This window comes from Streptomyces sp. NBC_00286 (assembly GCF_036173125.1).
Taxonomy (GTDB): Bacteria; Actinomycetota; Actinomycetes; order Streptomycetales; family Streptomycetaceae; genus Streptomyces.
Genome location: NZ_CP108054.1, coordinates 8,079,188 through 8,104,413 on the forward strand (window position 1 = coordinate 8,079,188; position 25,226 = coordinate 8,104,413).

At 70.0% G+C, this 25,226-nt stretch carries 21 protein-coding genes and 1 riboswitch; of the genes, 5 read left to right on the plus strand and 16 right to left on the minus strand.

Annotated features, from left to right (window positions below; all coding sequences use genetic code 11):
- Positions 1-36: 36 nt before the first annotated feature.
- The 5 genes from OHT21_RS36570 (at position 37) to OHT21_RS36590 (ending at position 4,411) form a co-directional block, all read left to right on the plus strand.
- Positions 37-657, plus strand: a complete 621-nt coding sequence (locus OHT21_RS36570; protein ID WP_328772552.1) for a mycothiol-dependent nitroreductase Rv2466c family protein — start codon at positions 37-39, stop codon at positions 655-657.
- 137 nt (positions 658-794) lie between these two features.
- On the plus strand, positions 795-1,655 hold the full coding sequence (locus tag OHT21_RS36575) for a transporter substrate-binding domain-containing protein (protein ID WP_328772553.1): 861 nt from the start codon (positions 795-797) through the stop codon (positions 1,653-1,655).
- On the plus strand, positions 1,652-2,485 hold the full coding sequence (locus OHT21_RS36580; RefSeq protein ID WP_328772554.1) for an amino acid ABC transporter permease: 834 nt from the start codon (positions 1,652-1,654) through the stop codon (positions 2,483-2,485). Before OHT21_RS36575 ends, OHT21_RS36580 begins: the two co-directional genes overlap by 4 nt.
- Positions 2,482-3,294, plus strand: a complete 813-nt coding sequence (locus tag OHT21_RS36585; RefSeq protein ID WP_328772555.1) for an amino acid ABC transporter ATP-binding protein — start codon at positions 2,482-2,484, stop codon at positions 3,292-3,294. Before OHT21_RS36580 ends, OHT21_RS36585 begins: the two co-directional genes overlap by 4 nt.
- 25 nt (positions 3,295-3,319) lie before the next feature.
- On the plus strand, positions 3,320-4,411 hold the full coding sequence (locus tag OHT21_RS36590) for an amidohydrolase family protein (RefSeq protein WP_328772556.1): 1,092 nt from the start codon (positions 3,320-3,322) through the stop codon (positions 4,409-4,411).
- Here OHT21_RS36590 and cobC read toward each other — a convergent pair.
- The 16 genes from cobC to OHT21_RS36670 all read right to left on the minus strand — a co-directional run bounded on the left by cobC (position 4,408) and on the right by OHT21_RS36670 (position 25,158).
- Positions 4,408-5,511, minus strand: a complete 1,104-nt coding sequence (gene cobC, locus OHT21_RS36595) for an Rv2231c family pyridoxal phosphate-dependent protein CobC (protein ID WP_328772557.1) — start codon at positions 5,509-5,511, stop codon at positions 4,408-4,410. The genes OHT21_RS36590 and cobC overlap by 4 nt on opposite strands.
- Positions 5,501-6,430 (minus strand): sirohydrochlorin chelatase, encoded by a 930-nt coding sequence (locus tag OHT21_RS36600; protein WP_328772558.1) that lies wholly within the window; start codon positions 6,428-6,430, stop codon positions 5,501-5,503. Before OHT21_RS36600 ends, cobC begins: the two co-directional genes overlap by 11 nt.
- Positions 6,427-7,125, minus strand: a complete 699-nt coding sequence (locus tag OHT21_RS36605) for a precorrin-8X methylmutase (protein ID WP_328772559.1) — start codon at positions 7,123-7,125, stop codon at positions 6,427-6,429. Before OHT21_RS36605 ends, OHT21_RS36600 begins: the two co-directional genes overlap by 4 nt.
- Complete coding sequence (cobJ, locus tag OHT21_RS36610) at positions 7,122-8,831, minus strand: precorrin-3B C(17)-methyltransferase (RefSeq protein WP_328772560.1); 1,710 nt, start codon at positions 8,829-8,831, stop codon at positions 7,122-7,124. Before cobJ ends, OHT21_RS36605 begins: the two co-directional genes overlap by 4 nt.
- Positions 8,828-10,114: a precorrin-6y C5,15-methyltransferase (decarboxylating) subunit CbiE gene (cbiE, locus tag OHT21_RS36615; protein WP_328774356.1), complete on the minus strand. Its 1,287-nt coding sequence runs from the start codon at positions 10,112-10,114 to the stop codon at positions 8,828-8,830. Before cbiE ends, cobJ begins: the two co-directional genes overlap by 4 nt.
- An 8-nt stretch (positions 10,115-10,122) precedes the next feature.
- On the minus strand, positions 10,123-10,941 hold the full coding sequence (cobM, locus tag OHT21_RS36620) for a precorrin-4 C(11)-methyltransferase (protein WP_328772561.1): 819 nt from the start codon (positions 10,939-10,941) through the stop codon (positions 10,123-10,125).
- An 82-nt stretch (positions 10,942-11,023) separates the two neighbouring features.
- Complete coding sequence (gene cobI / locus OHT21_RS36625; protein ID WP_328772562.1) at positions 11,024-11,755, minus strand: precorrin-2 C(20)-methyltransferase; 732 nt, start codon at positions 11,753-11,755, stop codon at positions 11,024-11,026.
- On the minus strand, positions 11,752-13,323 hold the full coding sequence (locus OHT21_RS36630) for a cobyrinate a,c-diamide synthase (RefSeq protein ID WP_328774357.1): 1,572 nt from the start codon (positions 13,321-13,323) through the stop codon (positions 11,752-11,754). The genes cobI and OHT21_RS36630 overlap by 4 nt, the downstream gene beginning before the upstream one ends.
- On the minus strand, positions 13,323-13,922 hold the full coding sequence (gene cobO, locus OHT21_RS36635) for a cob(I)yrinic acid a,c-diamide adenosyltransferase (protein WP_328772563.1): 600 nt from the start codon (positions 13,920-13,922) through the stop codon (positions 13,323-13,325). The genes OHT21_RS36630 and cobO overlap by 1 nt, the downstream gene beginning before the upstream one ends.
- Positions 13,922-15,946 (minus strand): putative cobaltochelatase, encoded by a 2,025-nt coding sequence (locus OHT21_RS36640; protein WP_328772564.1) that lies wholly within the window; start codon positions 15,944-15,946, stop codon positions 13,922-13,924. The genes cobO and OHT21_RS36640 overlap by 1 nt, the downstream gene beginning before the upstream one ends.
- A 169-nt stretch (positions 15,947-16,115) precedes the next feature.
- On the minus strand, positions 16,116-19,769 hold the full coding sequence (gene cobN / locus OHT21_RS36645) for a cobaltochelatase subunit CobN (RefSeq protein ID WP_328772566.1): 3,654 nt from the start codon (positions 19,767-19,769) through the stop codon (positions 16,116-16,118).
- Positions 19,766-21,328 carry a cobyric acid synthase gene (locus OHT21_RS36650; RefSeq protein ID WP_328772567.1) on the minus strand — a complete coding sequence of 521 codons (1,563 nt, stop codon included), beginning with the start codon at positions 21,326-21,328 and terminating at the stop codon, positions 19,766-19,768. The genes cobN and OHT21_RS36650 overlap by 4 nt, the downstream gene beginning before the upstream one ends.
- Positions 21,325-22,296, minus strand: coding sequence for a cobalamin biosynthesis protein (locus OHT21_RS36655; RefSeq protein WP_328772568.1), 972 nt, complete (start codon positions 22,294-22,296; stop codon positions 21,325-21,327). The genes OHT21_RS36650 and OHT21_RS36655 overlap by 4 nt, the downstream gene beginning before the upstream one ends.
- Positions 22,297-22,439: 143 nt before the next feature.
- Positions 22,440-22,583: riboswitch (cobalamin riboswitch) on the minus strand.
- 92 nt (positions 22,584-22,675) lie between these two features.
- Positions 22,676-22,897, minus strand: a complete 222-nt coding sequence (locus OHT21_RS36660) for a hypothetical protein (RefSeq protein ID WP_328772569.1) — start codon at positions 22,895-22,897, stop codon at positions 22,676-22,678.
- Between the two features lie 12 nt (positions 22,898-22,909).
- The gene (locus tag OHT21_RS36665; RefSeq protein WP_328772570.1) at positions 22,910-24,145 is read right to left on the minus strand and encodes an inorganic phosphate transporter; all 1,236 of its coding nucleotides are present in this window, start codon (positions 24,143-24,145) and stop codon (positions 22,910-22,912) included.
- A 251-nt stretch (positions 24,146-24,396) separates the two neighbouring features.
- The gene (locus tag OHT21_RS36670; RefSeq protein ID WP_328772571.1) at positions 24,397-25,158 is read right to left on the minus strand and encodes a lysozyme; all 762 of its coding nucleotides are present in this window, start codon (positions 25,156-25,158) and stop codon (positions 24,397-24,399) included.
- Positions 25,159-25,226: the final 68 nt, after the last annotated feature.

The following is a 25,226-nucleotide window of genomic DNA, read 5'->3' on the forward strand; positions in this document are numbered from 1 at the left end:
CTGAGTTCGAGCGTATCCGGATGGGGAGCCGATCAGATGACCGAGCGACGGACCGTCGACTTCTGGTTCGACCCTGTCTGCCCGTACACGTGGATCACCTCGCGGTGGATGGTCGAGGTCACCAAGGTGCGGCCCGTGACCGTGCGCTGGCGGGTGATGAGTCTGTCCGTGCTCAACGAGCACCGGGACGACAACCCCGAGGGCGAGTGGGGGGATTACATGTGGGCGCCGGTGCGGGTGTGTGCAGCGGTGGAGGAGCGGTTCGGTCAGCGGGCGCTCGGTGACCTCTTCACGGCGCTGGGTACCCGCTTTCACCTCCAGGGTGACTGGGGGAACCTGGAGGCGGCCCTGGCGGATGCCGGGCTGCCGGAGGAGATCGGCGCGGTCGCCGAGTCCACGGCGTACGACGAGGCGATCCGGTCCTCGCACGCGCAGGCCGTTGCCCTGGCCGGCGCTGACGTCGGCACCCCGGTGGTGTCGGTCGCCGGGCCCCGCGGCGAACGGGTCGGCTTCTTCGGTCCCGTCGTATCCCCCGCTCCTACCGGGGAGACGGCCGGACAGCTGTGGGACGGCTTTCTGCTGATGGCCACCGTCCCTGGCTTCTACGAGGTCAAGCGCACCCGGACCGAGGAACCCCGGTTCGACATGGGCGACTGACGCCGCAGGTCCGGCTGACACCGAAACTTCACAGGTCGGAGCTGCCCCCTGCCATGGGAATGATTTGAGGGGGTCCAAGCCTTCCTTATAATCGGAAGGTCAAGTCCCCTCGTAGCCCCCTTCAGGAGGTCACCCCCGTGAACACGGTCCTCGGACGCCGGGCCCGCATTCTGGCCGCCACCACTGCGACGGCCGGGCTGGTGCTCGTGGCCGGCTGTTCCTCGGGCGACGGGGGTGGGGAGACCGTCAAGGGGGTCTCGATCGTGAAGGCGGGGCAGCTGACGACCTGCACGCACCTTCCGTATCCGCCCTTCCAGTCGGAGATCGACGGCAAGGTGCAGGGCTTCGACGTGGCGCTCATAGACCTGGTCGCCAAGGACCTGGGCGTGAAGCAGGACATCCTGGACACGCCGTTCGAGAACTTCAAGACCGGTGCGTTCCTCAACTCCGGCGAGTGCGACCTCGCCGCGGCCGGCATGACGATCACCGACGAGCGCAAGAAGAACGTCGACTTCTCCGACCCGTACTTCGACGCCACCCAAGCCGTCCTCGTCGACAAGAAGAGCGGCATCGGCTCCTTCGACGCCCTGAAGGGCAAGAAGCTGGGCGCCCAGGCGCAGACGACCGGCGAAGAGTACGCGAAGGGCAAGGGCTTCGACCCGGTCTCCTTCGAGAGCTCCGACGCCGTCCTCAACGGCCTGCGCACCGGCCAGGTCCAGGCCGTCGTCATCGACTACCCGGTCGTCCAGGGCTGGCTCAAGGACAAGGCCAACGCCGACGCCTTCCAGGTCGTCGACAACCTCAACACCGGTGAGCAGTACGGCTTCTCGGTGAAGAAGGGCAACACCGAACTCGTCAAGGCCATCAACAAGGCGCTGGCGGACGCGAAGGCCGACGGCACGTACAAGAAGCTGTACGAGCAGTGGATAGGCCCATACGACGAGGGCGCCGCGAACGCCGCGGGCGCCGCCTCGGCTTCCCCGTCCGCCGCCTCATGAGCAAGGTCGACACCCAGATCCAGCCGCGCAAACAAGGCCTGACGAGGCGTCAGAAGCGCGCCGTCTCGCGAGGCATCCAGTACGCGGTCTTCGTCGCCGCCCTGGTCGCCCTCGGTGCCACGGCCGACTGGGGCCGGCTGCAGAACCAGTTCGCCCAGGCCGACCTGGCGAAGGAACTGTTCCCGGACATCATCACGCTGGCACTGCGCAACACCGTGCTCTACACGTTGTCCGGCTTCGCGTTCGGTCTCGCACTCGCCATGGTCATCGCACTCATGCGGCTCTCGCCGGTGGGACCGTACCGCTGGCTCGCCGGCCTCTACATCGAGATCTTCCGCGGACTGCCCGCCCTGCTGATCTTCATCTTCGTGGGAGTCGCCGTACCGCTGGCCTTCCCGGGCACGGAGATCCCCGGCGGTACGTACGGGAAGGTCGCCCTGGCGCTCGGCCTGGTGGCCGCCGCGTACATGGCGGAGACGATCCGCGCGGGCATCCAGGCGGTGCCCAAGGGGCAGATGGAGGCGGCCCGTTCGCTGGGCTTCTCGCATGCGCGCGCCATGGTTTCGATCATCATCCCGCAGGCGTTCCGCATCGTGATCCCGCCGCTCACCAACGAACTCGTCCTCCTCTTCAAGGACTCCTCGCTGGTGCTGTTTCTCGGCGTCACCCTTGAAGAGCGCGAACTCGCCAAGTTCGGCCGGGACTTGGCGAGCGAGAGCGCCAACTCCACGCCGATCCTGGTCGCGGGCCTGTGCTATCTGCTGGTCACGGTCCCGCTCGGTTTTGTCGTACGCCGTCTTGAGGCGAAGGCCGGGGAGGCCACCAAGTGAGCAGCACGAGCACTACGAGCGGTACTCCGGAGATTCAAGTCCGCGACCTGCACAAGTCGTTCGGCGACAACGAGGTGCTGCGCGGCATCGACCTGGAGATCGGCCGCGGCGAAGTCGTGTGCGTCATCGGCCCGTCCGGCTCAGGCAAGTCCACGCTGCTGCGCTGCGTGAACCTCCTGGAGGAGCCCACCAAGGGCCAGGTCTTCGTCGGCGGCACCGAAGTCACCCACCCCGACGTGGACATCGACGCCGTACGCCGCCGGATCGGCATGGTCTTCCAGCAGTTCAACCTGTTCCCGCATCTGTCCGTCACCGAGAATCTCGCCCTGCCGCAACGCCGCGTACTCCGGCGAGACAAGGCGGAGGCGGCGCAGGTGGCCGCCGACAACCTGCGGCGCGTCGGCCTCTCCGAGAAGGCGGACGCGTACCCGTCCTCGCTCTCCGGCGGCCAGCAGCAGCGCGTGGCGATCGCCCGCGCGCTCGCCATGGGCCCTGAGGTGATGCTCTTCGACGAGCCCACCTCCGCGCTCGACCCCGAGCTCGTTGGCGACGTGCTCGCGGTGATGCGCATGCTCGCGAACGAGGGCATGACGATGATGGTCGTCACCCACGAGATGACCTTCGCGCGCGAGGTCGCCGACCGGGTCGTCTTCATGGACGACGGCGTGATCGTCGAGGACGGCACCCCTGAGCAGGTCATCGGCAACCCGGCCCACGAGAGGACGAGGCACTTCTTGTCCCGGCTGCTCGATCCCGCGATGGCGGACGTGGAAGAGGAGACCTCCGACCAGGTGAGTAAGGGGGACTAGCGCCCGGTTTATTACAGTGCACACCATGAGCGATCGCGCGGTGCTGCACGTGAAGGGACGGGTGCTCGTCGGCCCCGACGACGTCCGGGACGAACTCTGGGTGATCGACGGCAGAATCTCGTACGAGCGTCCCGTCGGCGCCCGTGATGTCCGTACCGTCCAGGGCTGGGCGCTGCCCGGACTCGTCGACGCGCACTGCCACGTCGGGCTCGACACCCACGGCCCCGTACCGGCCGACGTCGCCGAGAAGCAGGCCCTGACCGACCGCGACGCCGGCGCCCTCCTCATCCGGGATGCCGGTTCGCCCTCCGACACCCGGTGGATCGACGACCGTGACGACCTCCCGAAGATCATCCGGGCCGGCCGCCACATCGCCCGCACCCGCCGCTACATCCGCAACTACGCGTGGGAGATCGAGCCCGACGACCTCGTCGCATACGTGGCCCAGGAGGCCCGGCGCGGTGACGGCTGGGTCAAGCTGGTGGGCGACTGGATCGACCGCGGAACGGGAGACCTGAGCGCCTGCTGGCCGCGCGACGCGGTCGAGGCCGCCATCGCCGAGGCCCACCGGCTCGGCGCGCGCGTCACCGCCCACTGCTTCGCCGAGGACTCCCTGCGGGACCTGGTCGAGTCCGGCATCGACTGCATCGAGCACGCCACGGGCCTGACCGAGGACCTCATCCCCCTCTTCGCCGCACGAGGCGTCGCCATCGTCCCCACCCTCGTCAACATCGCCACGTTCCCGAGCCTCGCGGCCGGCGCCGAGTCCAAGTACCCGCGCTGGTCCGCCCATATGCGACGGCTCCACGAGGGCCGCTACGACACCGTGCGCTCCGCACACGACGCGGGCATCCCGGTGTACGTGGGCACCGACGCCGGTGGTTCACTCGCGCACGGGCTGGTGGCCGGGGAGGTGGCGGAACTGGTGAACGCCGGGATCCCTCCGGTCGAGGCGCTGTCGGCCACGACGTGGGGCGCGCGGGCGTGGCTGGGGCGGCCCGGCCTGGAGGAGGGGGCGGCCGCGGACCTCGTGGTGTACGACGGGGATCCGCGGGCGGATGTGCGGGTGCTGGCCGCTCCGCGGAGGGTCGTGCTGAACGGGAAGGTGGTTGGTTAGCGGGTGCTTTCGCCCCCGTGGCCCGCCAGCGTCATCGCCCGGTCCAGCGCTTGCAGGAAGCCGTTCACCGTCGTCCGGTCCCGGACCGCCAGCCGTAGCCACTCCTCGCCGAGTCCCGGGAACGTGTCCCCGCGGCGCACCGCGTAGCCGAGGGTGCGCAGGTGGTGGCGTACGGCCGTCGCGCGGGGGAGTCGTACGAGGACGAAGGGGCCCTCGGCGGGCTCGGTCACGGACAGGCCGTCGGGGGCGAACTCCTTGAGTCCGGCGACGAGATGGGCTCGGTCGGCGGTGACGCGGTGGGCCGCTTCGGCCGCCTCCGTCAACGCGCGCGGGGACATGCAGGACTCGGCTGCGGCGAGGGCCGGGGTGGAGACCGGCCAGAGGGGTTGCGCCCGCTCCAGGCCCGAGATCACCTCCGGAGACGCGAGTACGTAGCCGATGCGGAGCCCGGCCAGACCCCACGTCTTCGTGAGGCTGCGCAGTACCACCAAGCCGGGGACGTCCGTCCGGCCGGCTAGGGCCTCGCGCTCGCCCGGTACCGCGTCCATGAATGCCTCGTCGACCACCAACGTCCTTCCCGGGCGCGCGAGTTCGGCGATCGAGGCCGCCGGGTGGAGGACGGACGTCGGATTGGTCGGGTTGCCGATCACCACCAGGTCCGCGTCCTCGGGGACGGCCGAGGGGGCGAGACGGAAGCCGTCCTCCGGGCGCAGCAGGACCCGGTCCACCGAGTGGCCCGCGTCCCGCAGCGCCGCCTCCGGCTCGGTGAACTGGGGGTGCACCACCACCGGCTTGCGTACCTTCAGGGCACGGGCGAGCAGCACGAAGGCCTCCGCCGCGCCTGCCGTGAGGAGTACCTGCTCGGCAGGGACCCCGTGCCGGGCGGCCACCGCCGCACGCGCGGACCGCCCGTCCGGGTAGGCCGCCAAGCCGGTCAGCGACTCGGCGATACGGTCGCGCAGCCACGTCGGTGGGGTGTCGGCGCGGACGTTCACCGCGAGGTCGACGAGGGCCGAGCCGTCGTCTCGTACCTCGGCGTCACCGTGGTGACGGAGGTCGTGCGCCCGGTTCTCCGGTCCCTCGGTTCTCTCAGTGCGCATGGGAGTGTGCGTGCCCGTGGTGGTGATCACCGTGGTGGTGATCGTCGTCGTCCGGGTGGAAGTGCGGCTGCTGGGGCATGCCCACCTTGTCCTCGAAGCCCGGCAGCGCGATGCGGTAGACGCAGGAGTCGCAGTTCATGCGGAGGTCGCCGGCCACGGCTTCCCGGTAGCGCTCCATCACCAGGTCGAGCAACTCCGGCTCCGGGCCGATGACTTCGGCCGACCGCACCTCGATCTCCGGGTGTGCCGCCGCCCAGCCCTCGGTCTGCAGCCGCACCCGGTCCGGCAGGATGCCGGTGAACAGGAAGTAGGGGAGCACGACGATCCGGCGGGCGCCCAGCCGCACGCAACGGTCGAGGCCTGACGGCACATCCGGCGCCGCCAGCGACACGAACGCCGTCTCCACACCCGCGTACCCCCGCCCCTCCCACAGCAGCCGCGCCGCCTTGTGGACCTCCGCGTTGGCATCCGGGTCGGTCGAGCCGCGACCGACGAGGAGGACGGTCACATCGGCACGGTCGAAGGGCGTGCGCGCCGTAGCACCGAGCGCCTCGTCGAGCCTTCGCTCCAGCACGGTGAGCAGCGCGGGGTGCGGGCCGAGCGGGCGGCCGTACGTGTACGAGATCCCCGGGTGCCGTTCCTTCTCACGGGCCAGCGCCGCCGGAATGTCGCCCTTGGCGTGCCCGGCGGACACCAGCATCAGCGGGACGGCGGCGAAACGGCGTACCCCTCGCTCGACCAGCTCCGTCACGGCGTCGCCGAGCGGCGGCGGGGACAGTTCGATGAAGCCGCCCGCGACGGGGAGTTCGGGGGTACGGCGGCCCAACTCCCGCACGAAATCACGGAAGGCCTCGGCGCCCGCGTCGTCCCGGGTGCCGTGTCCGGCGATGAGCAGGGCGGGCGGCTGGGACGTGGTCACGGGTTCTCCTTCAGGGGCGCGGAGGCCTCGGATACGGGGTGTTTGGAAACGGGGGGTGCAGGGTGAGTCGGGTGTACGGGGTGCGATGGGGGTACGGGGTGATACAGCAGGGCGTTCAGCGCCGCCGCGGCGACCGCCGAACCGCCCTTCTCGGAGATGTTGCTGACGGCGGGCAGCCCGCTCTCGCGCAACGCGGCCTTGGACTCCGCCGCGCCGACGAAACCGACGGGCAGACCGATGACGAGCGCCGGAGCGGCATCCAGCGTCAGCAGCTCCTCCAGCGCGGTCGGAGCGCAGCCGATCACCCAGAGCGCACCGGGGCCGACCTGCTCGTACGCGAGCCGGATCGCATGCGCCGAACGGGTAAGACCGGGACCGGACTCGGCGTCCTTCAGTCGGCACACGGTCTCGCGCCGGGTGATGCCCGCCGCGACCATCTCCACGTCCACCACGACGGGCGCCCCGTCGTGCAGCGCGGCATGGGCCTTCTCCAGCGCGGCCTCGTCCATGACGAGATCGTCCGCGTACGCGAGGTCGGCCGCCGAGTGGATCACTCGCTCCACCACGGCGCGCGTGAGCGGCGGGAAGTGCGAGGTGTCGAGCCGGGCGCGCAGCCGCCGGAAGGACTCCTCTTCGATGGGGTGCACGACGCGGGACTCCGGGAACACCTGGCTCACTCGGTCCTCTCGGTTCACTGAGGTTCCTCCTGCCAGCGGTAGCCGCGCGGCGTGACCATACGGCCCGCGATCTCACGGGTCGCCGTGTTGCCCACCGTCACGACCGTCATCATGTCGACGGTGGCCGGGTCGAGTTCGGCGAGTGTGGTGAGGCGGCTGGACTCGTCCGGGCGCGAGGCGTTGCGTACGACACCGACGGGCGTCGTGGGCTTGCGGTGCGCGGAGAGGAGCGCCAGCGCTTCGGGAAGCTGCCAATCGCGGCCCCGGCTACGGGGGTTGTAGAACGTCACCACGATGTCCGCCTCCGCGGCCGCCCGTACCCGACGCTCGATGATCTCCCACGGAGTGTGCAGGTCGGACAGGCTGATCGACACGTGGTCATGGCCAAGTGGCGCCCCCAGGATCGCCCCGGCCGCGAGCGCCGCGGTCACTCCCGGCACTCCGACCACGTCGATGTCGTCGGACGCCTCAGCGAGCGCGGGCGAGGCCATCGCGTACACGCCCGCGTCCCCGCTGCCGATGAGCGCGACGGCGTGACCAAGTCGGGCTTCCGCCACGGCGGTTCGGGCCCGTTCCTCCTCCGCGCCGAGTCCGGATTCCAGGATCCGGGTGCCGGGGCGGAGCAGGTCGCGGATCTGGTCGACGTACTGGTCGAGGCCGACGAGCACGGAGGCGCGGCGCAGTTCCTCCCTGGCGCGGGGGGTGAGGAGGTCGCGCGCGCCGGGGCCGAGGCCGACGACGGCGAGTCGGCCGCGGGACGGACGGCGTACGACGGCACAGGTCGCCATCGCGGGAAGTGGCGGCTGTCCCGGCTTTTCGGGCCGTCCGGTCGACTTCCGTTTGGGTACGAGGAGTTCGCCGCCCCGTGCGAGCGCGGCGGCCTCTGCCACGGAGGGCGTTCCGACGGCTGCGAGGGGGGCGTCCGACGGGTTCGGGACTGCTACTGCCGCCAACTCCTCGGCGGAGTAGGTGACCAGGGGGACGCCGAGGCGGGCGGCTGCTTCCACGAGGCCGGGCTCGTCGGCCTTGGCGTCGACGGTGGTGAGTTCGGCGACGGACTTCGCGGAAAGGCCGGCATCGCGCAGGGCGCCCTCGATGTTCTCCAGCACCTCGTCCACGGGCGCGCCCTTGGAAGCGCCGACGCCGATGACGAGGGACGGCGGGCGGAGGACGACTTCGTGCGTGGAGGGCTCGGCCAGGCGGTCGCTGACGCGGATCGTGTACTGACCTGTAGGGGACAGCGGAAGCGGTGGCAGGGGCCACGGCACCTCCGGTTCCAGGGCGACGGGCTCGCCGTCCAGCAGAGCCCGCGTCACCGCGGCGACGTCGCCCTCGACCGGGAAGCCGAGCGTGTCGAGGCCGGGCAGACCGACCGCGTCCGTCGCCGTGGTCACCACGGGCTGCGCGCCGAGCAACTCGCCCACCGCTTGGGCAAGTTCATTGGCGCCGCCCTCGTGCCCGCCGACGAGGGACACCGCAAACCGTCCGCCCTCGTCGACACACACGATCCCGGGATCGGACGCCTTGTTCTCCAACAGGGGCGCGACGAGCCGGACCACGGCTCCCGTCGCGAGGAAGCACACCAACTGCTCGCACTCCGCGAAGGCCCGCCGTACGGCATCGCCCACGGGACCGTTGTACACCCGCGTACGATCCGGCCAGGCCGCGGCCACCCGTTCACGGGCCCGGACACCCGCCGCCGTCGCCGAAATCAGGCCGATCACTGAGCAACTCCCTCGGTACGCGCCGGGGGCCGTACGCCCCACAGCAGAAAGACGGGATTGGTCGCCGCGAGCCGGGTCACGTCCCCGGGCAGCGGCGCGAGCCGGGACGACTGCAGGAGCAGGCCGTCACAGGTGAAACCGGCGGCCAGCAGCGCCTCACGCGCCGCCGGAACCCGGTCCAGCGCGGCCATGGCGACCACGATCGCCCGCGGTGCGCGGTGTGCGCAGGCCGTCACGATCGCGGGCAGCTCACGCCCGCCGCCACCGATGAACACGGCGTCGGGGGCGGGGAGTTCGGCGAGTACGGCGGGTGCGACGCCCTGCACGACGGCCATGTCTACGCCGTGCGCGGCGGCGTTGGCGCGTACGCGGTCCACGCCGTCCGCGCTCTTCTCGACGGCGGTCACGGCGGCCCCGAGCCGTGCGCACTCCACGGCGACCGAGCCGGAGCCCGCGCCGATGTCCCAGACATGGTCGCCGAGCCGCGGCCCGAGCCGGGCCAGCGCCAGGGCCCGTACTTCGAACTTGCTGATCATTGAGTCGCGGTACGTGAACTCGGTCTCGTCCAGGGCCCATTGGGTGGGCCCGGGGGACGGCCCGGCGATGGTGGTGGGTGCGGGGGAGGTTGCGCGGGACTCGTCGAGGCAGAGGAGGACGTTGACCGCGGGGCCCCAGTCGCGGGTGGCGGCTTCGGCGGGGGTGACTCGTTCGAGGTGCTCGTCGGGGCCGGCGCCCAGGGACGAGGCCACGATGAGGATGCGTTCGCTTGAGGGTGAGTGCGGGTGCGACTGCGATTCCGACTGCAGTGCGGCGCCCAGTTCCGCGGGCCCGGCGCCCGGACCGGTCAGCACCGCCACCTTCGGGTGGGCACGGCAGACGTTCACCGCGGTCCGTAGGTCCCGGCCGTGGGCGCTCACCACGATTGCGTCGTCCCAGGTCAGGCCCAGTCGGGCGAAGGCTGTGGCGATGGAGGAGACGGCGGGGCGTACGTCCAGGGCTTCGGCGCCGAAGCGGTCGGCCAGGGCTCGTACGATGCCGAAGAAGCCGGGGTCTCCGGAGGCCAGTACGACGATGCGCTGGTGATCCGCCGGCTTCGCCATCGCCTGGGCGATCGCGTCGAGGGCGGGCGGCAGCGGGCCGAGGACGATCCCTTCCGCCGTGTCCGGGAGGCGGGCCGCCGCCAGGTGGCGACGGGCGCCCACGACGAGCGTCGCCGTGGCCAACTCGGCCTCGGCGTCCGGAGGAAGGGGCGCCCCCGTTCCCGTACCGATGACTCTGATCACGGGTCTGATCATGGTGTGGCACCTCGGGTGCGTAGCGCCTTACGTGCCTCGGGGTCCGCCTTGCGGAAGCCGTGGAAGTGGCCGGGGTGGTAGAGGTGCGAGCGGGTGCCGTGCGCGTCGAGGGCCGGGCCGACCAGGAACAACGTGTGCTTCCACAGCTTGTGCTCCTTGACGGTCTCCTCCAGCGTGCCGATCGTGCACTTCACGATCAGTTCCTCGGGCCAGGTCGCCTGGTACGCGACCACGACCGGCGTCGTCGTCGGGTAGCCGCCCTCCAGCAGTTCCCGTACGAGCTGGCCGCTGCGAGCCGCTGACAGGAACAGCGCCATGGTGGTGCCGTGGCGGGCGAACTCGCGTACTTCCTCGCCCGGCGGCATGGGCGTCTTGCCGCCGCCGAGGCGGGTGAGGATCACGGACTGGGCGATCTCGGGGATGGTCAGCTCGCGCCCAGCCAGGGCGGCGACGGCGGAGAAGGCGGAGACGCCGGGGATGATCTCGGTTTCGATGCCGATGCTTTGGCACCGGTCGAGCTGTTCCTGGGTGCCGCCCCAGAGCGCCGGGTCGCCGGAGTGGATGCGGGCCACCTTGAGGCCGTTCGCCGCGGCTCGTTCGTACACGGCGACTACGTCCTCGAGGGACATCGTCGCCGAGTCGAGGATCTCCGCGCCTTCGCGTGCGTGCTCCAGGACCTCCTCCTGCACGAGGCTGGCCGCCCAGATGACGATGTCGGCCTCTGCGATCGCGTTGGCGGCGCGGAAGGTGAGCAGGTCGGCTGCGCCGGGCCCGGCGCCGACGAAGGTCACCTTGGGGGTGGGGGCGTCGGGCATGGGGTGGGTCCTCTCCTACGAGTGGTACGAGTACTGCGAGGGCTGCGTGCGAGGGCTACGAGTGATCAGCGATTTCGGGCGGTCACAGCTTTCCGCCGCGTTTGCCGTGGCGTTGGGCTGGGGCGATGAGGGTGGAGAGGTAGGGCAGGGGAGTGCCGTCCAGGTCGGATGCGGGGCTGATCGACTCTTCGGGGAGGCCCAGTGCCGAACCCCATACCGCGTCATCGAGCCGCCCGGTTTCCCGGAGCGCTGCAGCCACTTCCTCCGCCAGGCGGCCGAACTTGTACGCCACCACCGTTCCCGGGCCGCTCAGCGCGTCCTTCAGGACTGCGGCGCCGGCCGTGACGGGGACCAGCGTGAGCGGCTCGGTGCCCTCGGTCAGTACGGCACCGGAACGGGCCGCGAGGTCCTGCATCGCGGTGATGCCGGGCACCGTTTCGACGGCCGTGCCCGGGGCCAACTCCTCGATGGTCTGCGCGAGATAGGTGAACGTGGAATACACGTTCGGGTCGCCGATGGTCGCGAAGGCGACGGTGGCGTGGGTGCGCAGCAACTCGGCCACCCGCGCACCGGCCGCGTCCCAAGCCGCCTCGCGCCGCCCGCGGTCCGACCGCTCGTTGAGCGCGAACACGACCCGTACGACCTTGTCCTCGGGTACGTAGTGCAGCACGGTGGCCTCGGCGCGCCCGCGCTCGCCCGTCTCCATCACGGGAACGACGACCACGTCCGCCGTGCGGAGAGCATTGACCCCCTTGACCGTCACGAGCTCCGGGTCCCCGGGGCCCACTCCGACTCCGATCAGCCTGCTGCTCATGACGTCCGGCACCTCTCCACGAACCGACGGGCGACGCCGGGTGCGGACGCCCAGTGCGTGTGCACGTAACTCGCGTGCACACCTTGTTGTACGAAACCTTCGACCCGCCGTTGAGGAGCATGGAGCCCCCAGGCGGGAGCGGCCCCCGCGCCCGGCTCGACGACGGTCCGGTGAAACTCGTGCCCGCGCATCCGCGTCCCGGCCGCCGCGAGCACGCTGTCGCTCACAGCCACGGCCTCCCGATACCCGAGGGTCAACCGCTCGTCCATACGGGCAGTCGCGTCCAGCACGCCGCACATCGGCTGACCGTCGAGCTCACGGGAGAGGTAGAGGAGACCGGCGCATTCGGCGGCGACAGGAGCACCACTGAAGGCCAGTTCGGCGATGGCTTTGCGCAGAGGCTCGTTGGCGGACAGCTCGGAGGCATACACCTCCGGGAACCCGCCTCCGATGACCAACCCCGCCGTTCCATCCGGCAGTTGCTCGTCATGGAGCGGGTCGAAGGTCACGACTTCTGCTCCGGCGGCGGCAAGCAGCTCGGCATGCTCGGCGTAAGAGAAGGTGAAGGCGGGCCCGCCGGCGATGGCGACGATGGGGGCCGCCTTCGGCTGGTTCGGGCCTGTTGGCCCGGCCAGTTCATTTGAGCCCAGGCCGACACCACTCAGCCCGTCCGGCGTTTGAGGACGAGGCCGCAAGGCCGACTGACACCCACCCACCCCAGCTACCTCCAGCCCGTCCGGCGTTTGAGGACGAGGCCGTTCAGGCCGATAAGGGGGCCTGGGGGCGGAGCCCCCAGTTTCGGGAAGGGGCGGGGCTGGGGAAATGGCGCCGCAGGCCACCACCTCAGCCGGATCCCACGCCGCACCCGACAACGCAGGCGCACTCCGCGCCAGCGCAAGCAGCGCATCCAGATCGCACCCTTCCCGCACCCGCGACGCCATGACCCCAACCGCCCCAACCGCCTCCCCCCGCCGCTCGGCAACCGGCACCAACCCAAGATGCCGAGCCGGCGTCCCCACCTCCCGATCGCGTTGCAAGACGCCCAGCACAGACACCCCGGCCCCGTCCAACGCTTCCCGCAACATCACCTCATGCCGCTCAGACCCCACCTTGTTGAGAATCACCCCCGCAACCCACACCTCGGGATCCCAGGAAGCAAACCCATGCACCAACGCAGCCACCGACCGAGCCTGCGAAGACGCATCCACAACCAACACCACCGGCGCCCGCAACAACTTCGCCACATGAGCGGTGGACGCCAGCTCCCCCTCCCCGGCGGCCCCGTCGTACAGCCCCATCACACCCTCGACAACCGCGACATCACACCCCCGCGCACCATGCGCGAACAACGGAGCCACCAACTCCGCCCCACACAGATACGCATCGAGATTCCGCCCCACCCGCCCGGCGGCAAGCGCGTGATACCCGGGATCGATGTAGTCGGGCCCCACCTTGTGCGGAGACACGGCAAGCCCCCGCGAGGCGAACGCCGCCATCAGCCCCGTAGCAACAGTGGTCTTGCCGCTGCCCGAAGACGGCGCGGCAATGACCAGCCGAGGAACGGACATCACCACTCGATGCCCCTCTGGCCCTTCTGACCGGCGTCCATCGGATGCTTGACCTTGGACATGTCGGTGACGAGATCGGCGAAGTCGACGAGCTTCTCGGGCGCGTTCCGCCCGGTGATCACGACATGCTGCGCCCCCGGCCGATCCCGAAGCACGGCGATGACTTCATCGACATCGACCCACCCCCAGTGCATGGGGTACGCGAACTCATCGAGGACATACAGCTTGTACGTCTCGGCAGCGAGGTCCCGCTTGACCTGCTCCCACCCTTCGCGGGCCTTCTCCTCGTTGTCCATCTGGGAGTCGCGCTGCACCCAGGACCAGCCCTCACCCATCTTGTGCCAGTCGACGGACCCGCCCTCGCCGGAGGCGCCGAGGACCCTGAGCGCGTTCTCCTCGCCGACCTTCCACTTCGCCGACTTCACGAACTGGAACACCCCGATCGGCCACCCCTGATTCCACGCCCGCAACGCGAGCCCGAAAGCGGCGGTGGACTTGCCCTTGCCGATCCCCGTATGCACGACGACGAGCGGACGATTCCTCCGCTGACGAGTCGTCAACCCGTCATCCGGTACGACACTCGGCTGTCCCTGCGGCATTACGCGGCCCTCCTGCCGTTGCCCCTGCTGCCCTGAACATCCCTGACGAGCCCGGCGATCGAGTCGGCGCGCAGCTCGTCCAAGTTCACTGCGGTAGCGCCGAGTTCACCGGAGAGCTGCCCGGCAAGACCGAGCCGTACCGGCCCCGACTCGCAGTCGACGACGACGGACGCGACCCCATCCGCCGCGAACAACCGCGCCGCGCGACCGGCCAGCGCCACCGGATCAGGCCCACCCGTGGCCCGCCCGTCCGTCACCACGACGACGAGCGCACGCCGCTCGGGATCCCTGAGCCGTTCCACCCGAAGCACCTCATGAGCCCTCAACAGCCCCGCGGCCAGCGGCGTCCGGCCCCCCGTCGGCAACGACTCCAGCCGAGCCGCCGCCGCGTCCACCGACGAAGTCGGCGGCAGCGCAACCTCGGCGTCCTTCCCCCGGAAGGTCACCAGCCCCACCTTGTCCCGCCGCTGATACGCGTCCAGCAGCAGCGACAACACGGCCCCCTTCACGGCACTCATCCGCTGCCGGGCGGCCATGGACCCGGAGGCGTCGACGACGAACAGCACGAGATTGGATTCGCGCCCCTCCCTGGAGGCCTGCCGCAGATCGTCCCGCCGGATCACCAGCCCCGGCCCGGACCGCCCACGCACCCGCTGATGCGGCGCGGCAGCCTGCACCGTCGCCGCCAAGTGCAGCTTCGTGAGCGCACCTTGGGGCCGCCGGGCACCGGTGGTCCGCCCGTGCTCGGTACGCGCCCGGGACCGCCGTCCGGCAGCGCCCTCGCCGAGTCCGGGCACGCTCAGCATCTTTGTACGAAAGGGCTCAGCAGCCCGTACGGGGGACTGCTCACCGCCACCGGGTGCCGCCGACGCCTGCCCGTCGCCCTCGGAGGGCTCGCCCTGCGCCGGAACATCACCGGCAGGCGAGTCATCCCCGTCCGGCCCATCCTGCGGCGGCTGCCCGCCACCGCCGGGCCCGTCCGGATCCGGGTCCTCGTCGCCGGGGTCGCTCTCGCCGCTGAACTCCTCCAGGGTTTCGTCGAGCTTGTCCTCATCAAGTCCCGGCGCATCAAAGGGATTACGCCGCCGACGGTGAGGCAAGGCGAGCAGCGCGGCCTGCCGGACGTCCTCGGCGAGTACGTCGGTACGGCCTGCCCACGCGGCCAGCGCGGTCGCCGTACGCGCCATCACGATGTCGGCTCGCATCCCGTCGACCTCGAAGGCTGCACAGGTCGCCGCGATCTGCCGCAGCGCCCCGTCGCCGAGCCGTACGGACGGCAACAGCTCACGCGCGGCTACGATCCGCGCCCGTACGGCGGCCTCCTCGTCGGCCCAGCGCGCCGCGAACCCGGCGGGGTCGTCGTCGTACGCGAGCCGACGCCGCACGACCTCCACGCGCTGGTCGGGTTCGCGCGAGGCCGCGACCTCGACGGTCAGTCCGAAGCGATCCAACAATTGGGGGCGCAATTCGCCTTCTTCGGGGTTCATGGTCCCGACGAGCAGAAAACGCGCGGCATGCCGTACGGAAACCCCCTCGCGTTCGACGTACGAGGCACCCATTGCTGCGGCGTCCAACAAGAGGTCGACGAGGTGGTCGTGCAACAAGTTGACCTCGTCGACGTACAGGATCCCCCGGTTTGCCGCGGCGAGCAGACCCGGCTCGAAGGACTTCGTGCCTTCTGCCAGGGCCCGTTCGATGTCGAGAGCTCCGACAAGTCGGTCCTCCGAGGCCCCGACAGGGAGCTCAACCAGCGCGGTGTGCCGCCTCGTCGCCAGACCAGGATCATGCGGACCGTCGGGGCACACCGGGTCAGGGTTCGCCGGATCGCAGGAGAAGCGGCAGCCGGGCACGGCCTCGATCTCCGGCATCAGCGCGGCCAGCGCTCTGACCGCGGTCGACTTCGCGGTGCCCTTCTCGCCGCGCACGAGCACGCCGCCGACATTCGGAGCCACTGCATTCAGCAGCAGCGCAAGGCGCAGGTCGTCCTGTCCGACGACGGCAGTGAACGGGTACGGCATGGTCACGCGGTGATCACTCCTTCGGGTGACGCGTCACAAGGCGTGTCAAGGGTCTGCCGCAGGTATGCCATGGTCGAGGTCTGGTCCCCGCCGACGCGGGGGTGCTCCACCGGATGAGGGCGAGCTGCGGCCGCAGCTGCTGTAGTCCCCGCCGACGCGGGGTTTTCATGGGAGATCACTCGTCTCCCTCCAGATCTCCCTCAAGCTCGAGGTAGGTCGCCCGGAGCCGGTCCAGGGTCTCCTGGTCCGGCTCCGCCCACAGCCCGCGCTCGGCTGCCTCCAGCAGACGTTCGGTGATGCCGCGCAATGCCCACGGGTTGGACTTCCGCATGAAGTCCTGGTTTTCCTGGGCGAACACGTACTCGGACGCGAGCTTCTCGTACATCCAGTCGTCCACGACTCCTGCCGTGGCGTCGTACCCGAAGAGGTAGTCGACGGTCGCCGCCATCTCGAAAGCGCCCTTATAGCCATGCCTGCGCATGGCTGCCATCCAGCGGGGGTTGACCACCCGCGCCCGGAAAACCCGGTGCGTTTCCTCACCCAAGGTCCGCGTCTTCACCTGGTCCGGCGTCGCCGAATCACCGACGTACGCCTCGGGGTTGGCCCCCGTAAGATGCCGCACCATCGCGACCATGCCGCCGTGGTACTGGAAATAATCGTCAGCGTCGTGGATGTCGTGCTCGCGCGTATCGACGTTTTTCGCGGCGACGGCGATCCGCTTGAACGCCGTCTCCATATCCCCCCGAGCCGCCCGCCCCTCAAGCCCGCGCCCATACGCATAACCACCCCACACCGCGTACACCTCGGCGAGGTCAGCATCGGACCGCCAGTTCCGCGCATCGATCAACGGCAGCAACCCGGCCCCATAAGCCCCCGGCTTGGACCCGAAAATCCGAGCCGTAGCCCGCCGCCGATCCCCATGCGCAGCGGCGTCCTCCTCCACATGCGCCCGCACGAAGTTGCTGTCGGCAGGCTCGTCAAGCTCCGCCACCGCCCGAACCGCATCGTCAATCAGCCCCACCACATGCGGAAACGCGTCCCGGAAGAACCCGGAGATCCGGACCGTCACGTCAATCCGCGGCCGCCCCAGTTCCTCCACCGGAACCACCTCGAACCCCGTCACCCGCCGCGACGCGTCGTCCCACACAGGCCGGCACCCCAGCAGCGCCAGGATCTCCGCGATGTCATCGCCCTGCGTACGCATCGCCGACGTACCCCACACCGTCAGCCCGACGGACTTCGGATACTCCCCGGTGTCGGCCAGATACCTCTGCACCAGCGAGTCCGCGAGCGACTGTCCGACCTCCCAACTCAGCCTGGAAGGAATGGCTTTGGGATCGACCGAGTAGAAGTTGCGGCCAGTCGGCAGGACGTTCACGAGCCCACGCGTCGGCGAACCCGACGGTCCCGCCGGGACGTAACCGCCGTCCAGGGCCCGGAGGATGTGGTCGATCTCGTCCGTCGTACGGGCGAGACGCGGCACGACCTCCCTACACGCGAACTCCAATACCGCTACGGCATCCGGGAGTTCGGTACCGGCAACCTCGCGCACAAGCCCGGGGACCGCCGCGACATCCCACCCGCGCTCCTCCATGCCCTCCGCGACCCGGCGGCAAAGGATCTCCAAGAGGTCGATGGCGTCCGAAGCCGTACGCGACGGTCCATCGACCAGGTCCGTCAGCTCGACCGGCACCTTCACCGGCGCTCCAGGCTCCGCGAGCAACTCCTTCTCGACCAGCCCGAAATGAGACGCGAACGACGCGCGCAGGCCGGGCAGTGCGTTCGCCGCGCCGCCCCACACCTGTGAGGCCCGCAGCACGGCCAGTACGAGATTCACGCGCGGCTCGCCCACCGGGCCGCCGCCCAGGATGTGCAGCCCGTCGCGGATCTGCACGTCCTTGATCTCGCACAGATATCCGTCGATGTGCATGACGAACTCGTCGAACGCGTCGTCGTCCGGCTGATCGTCCACATGCAGGTCGTGGTGCAGCTCGGCCGCCTTGACCAGCGTCCAGATCTGCGCGCGCACCGCCGGCGCCTTCGTCGGGTCCAGGTCGGACACCAGCGCGTACTCGTCGAGGAGTTGCTCCAGCTTCGCCAGATCCCCGTACGTGTCCGCGCGCGCCATCGGCGGTACGAGGTGGTCGACGACCGTGGCGTGGCCGCGGCGCTTGGCCTGGGTGCCCTCGCCGGGGTCGTTGACGATGAAGGGGTAGATCAGCGGCAGGTCGCCCAGCACCGCGTCCGGTGCGCAACCCCCGCTCAGCCCAAGCCCCTTGCCCGGCAGCCACTCCATCGTGCCGTGCTTGCCCATATGCACGATCGCGTCCGCGCCGAACGAGAGTTCCAGCCAGCGGTACGCGGCCATGTAGTGGTGCGACGGCGGCATGTCCGGGTCGTGGTAGATCGCGATCGGGTTCTCGCCGAAGCCGCGCGGCGGCTGGATCATCACCACGACGTTTCCGAACTGGAGCGAGGCCAGCACGATGTCGTCCCCGTCGACGTACAACGACCCCGGAGGCTCGCCCCACGCCGCCAGCATCCCCTCCCGCAGCGCGGGGTCGAGCTTGTCGAACCACGCCTGGTAGTCGGCGAGCGGTACGCGCGCCGGCGCGGCGGCCAGCTGATCCTCCGTCAACCACTCGACGTCGTGACCGCCGGCCTCGATGAGACGGTGGATCAACTCGTCGCCGCCGGACGGGTATCCGCTCACCCCGTACCCGGCGTCCCGCAAGGAATCCAGCACCCGTACCGCCGATGCCGGCGTGTCCAGCCCCACCGCGTTCCCGACGCGCGAGTGCTTCGTCGGGTAGGCGGTGAAGACCAGCGCGAGTCGCTTCTCGTCGTTCGGCTTGTGCTTCAACTGCGCGTGCCGTACGGCGATTCCGGCCACCCGCCCGGCCCGCTCCGGATCGGCGACGTACACCGGTACGTCGTCAGGCCCCTGCTCCTTGAAGGAGAACGGGACCGTGACGATCCGCCCGTCGAACTCCGGGATCGCGACCTGCATCGCCGCGTCCATGGGGGAGAGCGCGGCATCGGACTCATCCCACGCCTGCTTCGACGACGTGAGGCAAAGCCCTTGCAGCACAGGGATGTTGAGGTCGGCGAGCGCTCCGATATCCCAGGCCTCCTCATCACCGCCCGCCGACGCCTGCGAGGCGTGCGTGCCCCCGGCCGCGAGCACGGTCGCGACCAGGGCATCGGCACGCCCGAGGATCTCGTACAGCCCGGCATCCGCGCCGCGCAGCGAACCGCAGTACACGGGAAGGGCGTTGGCACCCCGCGCCTCGATCGCGTCGCACAGGGTGTCTACGAAGGCGGTGTTGCCGGAGAGTTCGTGGGCCCGGTAGAAGAGCACGCCGACCGTCGGTCGGCCCTCCACATACGTAGGCTCCCCATGGACCCCGTACTCGGGCATCTTCCGGGGCTCCTCGAAGCCTTCGCCCGTGAGCAGCACGGTGTCGGAGAGGAAGCGGGCCAGCTCGGCGAGGTTCCCGGGGCCGCCCTCGACGAGGTACCGCAGTGCCTCCGCCACGACACCGGCCGGTACCGATGACTCGGCCATCAACTCCGCGTCGGGGACGGCTTCTCCGCCGAGCAGGACCGTCGGGATCCCGGACGCCTTCAACGCCGCGAGCCCGTCCTCCCAGGCGCGTTTGCCACCCAGCAGGCGTACGACGGCGATGTCCGCGCCCTCGAGGAGCGCGGGCAGCTCCTCCGCCACATCCACCCGGGTCGGATTGCCGATCCGGTACGAGGCGCCGGAAGCGGCCCGGGCCGCCAGCAGATCCGTATCGGCGGTCGACAACAACAGCACTGTGCTCATGCGGGCGCTCCCGGTGGAATGAAGGGCAGTCCTGAGGGCGCGCCCGACTCGATGAGCCGCCATAGCGCGTCCGTGTCCGCGTGGTTCTCGATCAGATCGCCGAGCCGGTCCAGCTGCTGCTCGCGCAGCGCGGCGAACGAGGTGTCGGCGGCCGGTACGAAACGGCGGCCCGCGGCGGCCGCCACCTCGCGCAGGAACGCCCGTCGGAATCCGTCCGACTCCAGCGAGCCGTGCCAGTGCGTGCCCCAGATCTCGCCGACCCGGCAACCGTCCAAGAAGGCTTCGCCGCCGGTGACTTCGGCGACGCCGTGATGGATCTCGTACCCCTCGACGTACTCGCCGAGCGCCTCGCCGACGGGCCGCGTGAGCGTCTTCTCGCGCGCGAACCGCACCCGTACGGGGAGGAGTCCGAGCCCGTCGACCTGGCCCGCGCGCGACTCGACCTCGTCCTCGATGTGCTCGCCGAGGATCTGGAAACCGCCGCAGATGCCGAGGACGGGGCGTCCTTCGACGGCCCGCCGCTTCAGCGCGTCGGCAAGTCCCCGCTCGCGCAACCACTCCAGGGCGCGCACTGTCCCGCGGGTCCCCGGAATCACCACCAGGTCCGCATCGGCCAACTCTTCCGCCCGGTCCACGAACCGCACCACGACGCCCGGTTCGGTGGCCAGCGCGTCCACGTCGGTGAAGTTGGACATGAGAGGGATCGCGCAGACGGCGACACGTAGGACGTCCTCCCCGACGGGCGGCGCGACCGCGGACTCGCGGACGGCGCCCCGCAGCGACACCGCCATCCCGTCCTCCTCGTCGATGCCGAGGCCGTGCTGGAGGGGGAGTACGCCGTACGTCGAACGCCCGGTGAGGCCATGCAACATGTCCAACCCCGGCTCCAGCAGCGACACATCGCCGCGGAACTTGTTGACCAGGAACCCGGCGACGAGCGCCTGGTCCTCGGGCGACAGCAGAGCGATCGTCCCGAAGAACGACGCGAAGACCCCGCCACGGTCGATGTCCCCGACCACGAGCACGGGAAGCCGGGCGTTTCTGGCGATCCCCATGTTCACGATGTCGGTCCGCCGCAGATTGATCTCGGCGGGACTGCCCGCCCCCTCACAGATCACCGCGTCATACGTGCCCCGCAACTCGGCCAGACACTCCAGCACGGTCCCGAGCAACTGCTCCTGCCTCCCGCCCGTCACCCCCCGCCGCCCATGTTCGAGGCGCTCCGCGCCGCCCCTCCATTCGTGGTAGCCGCGCGCGCTCAACTCGCCCACCGGTTTGCCCATCAGCACGACCTGACTGCTGCGGTCGCTGCCGGGCTTCAGCAGTACGGGGTTCATGAGCGCCGTCGGCTCGACGCGTGCGGCCTGTGCCTGCATGGCCTGCGCGCGACCGATCTCGGCGCCCTCGCGCGTGACGAACGAATTGAGGGACATGTTCTGCGCCTTGAAGGGCGCGACCTTGACGCCCTGGCGCACCAGCCACCGGCAGATCCCGGCCGTGACGACGCTCTTTCCGGCGTCGGAAGTCGTCCCGGCGACCAGCAGCCCACCGCCGCTCATGACGTACGCCCCTTTGCGATGAGCCGACCGGTGAGGAGCCGTCGCGTGACGAGCCGTCCGGCGACCGTCGCGCCGAGCGCGAGCCGGCTCACGCGTCGCGAGAGCCGTACGGCCCGCTCGATGTCGTCGACCTGGACGGCCCGTCCCTCGCCGTTGAGTACGGGTCGGTGCTCAACTCGCCCGCCGTACGACAGCGTTCCGCCCAGCTGTACGCCCAACGCCCCCGCGAACGAGGCCTCGACGGGCCCGGCGTTGGGGCTCGGGTGCTGGGCGGCGTCGGTGCGCCAGGCGTGTATGGCTCCGCGTGGATCGCCGCCCGCGACGGTCGCTAGGGCGGCGGTCAGCCGGGCGCCGGGCCAGCCCGTCACGTCGTCGAGCCGTGCCGAAGCCCAGCCGAAACGCCGGTACTTGGGCGATTTGTGCCCGACCATGGCATCCAGCGTGTTGACGGCCCGGAAGCCGACGAGGCCCGGCACACCCGCCACAGCGCCCCACACCAGCGCGCCGACCACCGCGTCCGAGGTGTTCTCGGCGACGGACTCGACGACGGCGCGGGCGATCCCGTCGGCGTCCAGCGCCTGCGGGTCCCGTCCGCACAGGTGCGGCAGTCGCTCCCGGGCCGTCTCGATGTCCCCGGCGGCCAGTGCCTGGCCGATGGCCCGGGCCTCGCGGCCGAGCGAAGTGCCGCCGACCACGGCCCAGGTGGCGGCCGCGGTCAGTGCGATCGAGGCGGTACGGGACGTACGTACGGACGTGGCGGCGAGGGCCGCGAGCGATACGGCACCGCCGGCGCATACGGCGGTGTGCAGGGCGCCCCACCCACGGTGGTCCCGCCACAGCACCCGTTCCACGGCGCTCGCGGTCCGGCCGAACGCGGCGACCGGATGTCCACGGCGTGGATCGCCGAGGAGTTGGTCACCGAGGAGGCCGGCGGCGGCGCCGTACGCGAAAACGCGATCGGCACGCATGGGGTCAGCCTGTCGCTACGTCAGGCAGAACCCTTGGGGTCCTCGAAACCCTCGTACTCGGCGAAACCCTCGTACTCGGCAAACTGATCCGCAACAGGCAGCCGCGCATGGCGATATGTCCTCACTCAGGGTGTCCGCGCCCTGGTTCGACGAGACCGACGGCGAGAGTTCCTGGCTCCCGGAGAACTGCTTCCCCGGTGACAGTGGCGGGACCGCGCCGGACTCACACCGGCTTCCTCTTCTGCCGCCGTACTTGGCTCGGGCAGTCCACCACGCCCACGAACAGCCGTCAACTTGCCGCTGACCTGCGACGGGAGAGTGTGCGAAGGCCCACACAGACGTGTGGGCCGACGGACGTGGGCGGGTGGGGTGTTGGGCGTCAGGCCACGATCAGGTAGATGCCGTACGCCACTGCCGCCGCGCATGCCGTGAAGCAGGCGTACGCGCCGGTCGTCGCCAGGAGCGCGGAGTTGCCCTGTGCGGAGGCCGATTCGCGGCGGGAGAGGCCGACGATGCCCAGGGTGAATGCGCCCACGAGGGCGACGGTGACGATGAGGCTGACTCCGAAGACGGAGCCGAGGGCTGCCCAGTCGATGTGCATGCGGTGGATTCCTCAGACCGTGGCGGTGCGGGTGGCGGGCTCGGTGTCCGGCTCTTCGACGTGGCCCGGCGGGGGCGGGGTGACGGCGGCGATGGCCGTGCCCATCACGTCGGCGGCTACTTCCGTGCCGTTGATGTCAGTTGTGCCGTCGGTGTCATTGACGTTCGTGTGGTCGATCACCTCACGGCGGGAGACCACCCAGATCGCGGCACTGGACGCGATCAGGAAGACGGCGACGAACGCGGTGCCCCAGGCGCCGAAGGAGGTCACGTACTCCGCGATCGCGGCGACCAGGGCCGCGGCCGGCAGCGTCAGGCCCCAGGCGACGAACATCCGGGTGGCGGTGGACCAGCGGACCACTCCGCCCTTGCGGCCGAGGCCCGCGCCCATCACCGAGCCGGAGACCGAGTGCGTGGTGGACAGGGAGAAGCCGAGGTGCGAGGAGGCCAGGATGACCGTGGCCGCGCTGGTCTGGGCGGCGAAGCCCTGCTGCGGCTGGAGGTCGGTCAGGCCCTTGCCCATCGTGCGGATGATGCGCCAGCCGCCGAGGTAGGTGCCGAGCGCGATCGCGAGACCGGCGGAGAGGATGACCCAGACCGGCGGGTCGGAGTCGGGGGCGATGGCGCCGCCGGTGACCAGGGCGAGGGTGATGATGCCCATGGTCTTCTGCGCGTCGTTCGTGCCGTGCGCCAGCGAGACGAGCCCGGCGGAGGCGATCTGGCCTGTGCGGTAGCCCTTCTTGGCGGCTTCGCCGTTCGCGTTCCGGCCGAGCCGGTACGTCAGCCGGGTGGCGAGCATCGCGGCGAGGCCCGCGACCAGCGGGGCGGCGATCGCGGGGATCAGCACCTTGGTGACGAGGACGTCGCCGTGCACCGCACCCATGCCGGCCGAGGCGATGGTGGCGCCGATCAGGCCGCCCATGAGGGCGTGCGAGGAACTGGACGGCAGGCCTACGAGCCAGGTCAGCAGGTTCCAGAGGATGGCGCCGACGAGTGCGGCGAAGATCACTTCGGGTTGGATGCCGGTCTCGTCGACGAGGCCCTTGGAGATGGTGTTGGCGACCTCGATCGAGAGGAACGCGCCGACCAGATTGAGTACGGCGGACATGGCCACCGCGGCTTTGGGCTTCATCGCGCCGGTCGAGATGGTGGTGGCCATCGCGTTGGCGGTGTCGTGGAAACCGTTCGTGAAATCGAACGCGAGGGCGGTGACCACCACTATCGCGAGGATCAGCGAGAAGTTCTCCATTTACCCGGTCTTCTATTGGACGTCAGCGGTTCGTGGACCGTAGGCAACCTGAATGAACGGAAGATGAACTCAGTAGGACCACGAGGTGTATCGAAACGAGTCGCTGCCCCTCCGGGTACCCGGAGGGGCAGTGTTGTAGTCGACCAGATCGGCGGCGCGTTAGTCGAACTGAGGCGGAGTATCGGGCTCCGCCTGCCCTTGCTTCCAGCCTTCTCCTGCTTCAAGCCCTTCCGCTTCTTGCCCTTCTGCTTCTAGCCCCTCGCGAACTGCTTGAGCCGGCTCATGGACCCGTTGAAGAGATTCTGGTCACCCGGCAGCGTCCCGCCGTTGTCGTACTGCCAGAACGTCCACGTCCGCCAGCCCGCGGGCAGCGTCCCCGTCGACGAGCTGTACCGGGCCAGCCAGAGTGCGTGGTTGGAGGCGAACGCGGCGCTGTTGCCGGTGCAGTTCTTCCACCAGTGCGTGGTGGTGTAGATCACCGGGCGGCGGCCGGTCTGCCGCTTCACCTCGTTGCTGAACGACTTGATCCAGCCGACCATCTTGGACTTGCTCAGGCCGTAGCACTTCTTCTTGCCGTACGGGTTGTATTCGATGTCGAGCGCGGGCGGCAGCGTCCAGCCGTCCGCCCGCCAGCCGCCTCCGTTGCGTACGAAGTAGGCGGCCTGGGTCTTGCCGGACGACTTGTGCGGCAGCGCGAAGTGGTACGCCCCGCGGATCAGGCCCGCGTTGCGCGCGCCGTGGTACTGCTGGCTGTAATAGGGGTTGCGGTAGGTGTGGGACTCGGTCGCCTTCACGTAGACGAACTTGGCGCCCTTGCTCTTCGCCTTCGCCCAGTTGACGTTCTTCTGGTGCGAGGAGACGTCATGTCCTTCGGGCTTTGCTGCCGCAGAGACCGGCATCTCTACGAGAGCGGTGGCGCCGATGGTCAGCGTCGCCACGGAGAGTACGGCGAAGCGAGCGCGGCGGCTGTGGGACAGTCGGCGACTTCGGGACGGTTTGCGATCGCGGGCCATCTTTCCCCCGGAATGGCTGCGTGCACGACAAATCTCCCTGAGGGTATGGGAGGGTCCGCGAACTCCTG

What these genes read in the sequence shown, in the direction of transcription:
- cobO (WP_328772563.1), bottom strand. Translation starts at nt 13,922, where the DNA reads ATGCCGCAGGGACAGCCGAGTGTCGTACCGGATGACGGGTTGACGACT.
- cobM (WP_328772561.1), bottom strand. Translation starts at nt 10,941, where the DNA reads ATGCCCGACGCCCCCACCCCCAAGGTGACCTTCGTCGGCGCCGGGCCC.
- cobC (WP_328772557.1), bottom strand. Translation starts at nt 5,511, where the DNA reads ATGCGCACTGAGAGAACCGAGGGACCGGAGAACCGGGCGCACGACCTC.
- cobI (WP_328772562.1), bottom strand. Translation starts at nt 11,755, where the DNA reads ATGAGCAGCAGGCTGATCGGAGTCGGAGTGGGCCCCGGGGACCCGGAG.
- OHT21_RS36660 (WP_328772569.1), bottom strand. Translation starts at nt 22,897, where the DNA reads ATGCACATCGACTGGGCAGCCCTCGGCTCCGTCTTCGGAGTCAGCCTC.
- OHT21_RS36590 (WP_328772556.1), top strand. Translation starts at nt 3,320, where the DNA reads ATGAGCGATCGCGCGGTGCTGCACGTGAAGGGACGGGTGCTCGTCGGC.
- OHT21_RS36580 (WP_328772554.1), top strand. Translation starts at nt 1,652, where the DNA reads ATGAGCAAGGTCGACACCCAGATCCAGCCGCGCAAACAAGGCCTGACG.
- OHT21_RS36630 (WP_328774357.1), bottom strand. Translation starts at nt 13,323, where the DNA reads ATGTCCGTTCCTCGGCTGGTCATTGCCGCGCCGTCTTCGGGCAGCGGC.
- OHT21_RS36665 (WP_328772570.1), bottom strand. Translation starts at nt 24,145, where the DNA reads ATGGAGAACTTCTCGCTGATCCTCGCGATAGTGGTGGTCACCGCCCTC.
- OHT21_RS36655 (WP_328772568.1), bottom strand. Translation starts at nt 22,296, where the DNA reads ATGCGTGCCGATCGCGTTTTCGCGTACGGCGCCGCCGCCGGCCTCCTC.
- OHT21_RS36650 (WP_328772567.1), bottom strand. Translation starts at nt 21,328, where the DNA reads ATGAGCGGCGGTGGGCTGCTGGTCGCCGGGACGACTTCCGACGCCGGA.
- cobN (WP_328772566.1), bottom strand. Translation starts at nt 19,769, where the DNA reads ATGAGCACAGTGCTGTTGTTGTCGACCGCCGATACGGATCTGCTGGCG.
- OHT21_RS36570 (WP_328772552.1), top strand. Translation starts at nt 37, where the DNA reads ATGACCGAGCGACGGACCGTCGACTTCTGGTTCGACCCTGTCTGCCCG.
- OHT21_RS36670 (WP_328772571.1), bottom strand. Translation starts at nt 25,158, where the DNA reads ATGGCCCGCGATCGCAAACCGTCCCGAAGTCGCCGACTGTCCCACAGC.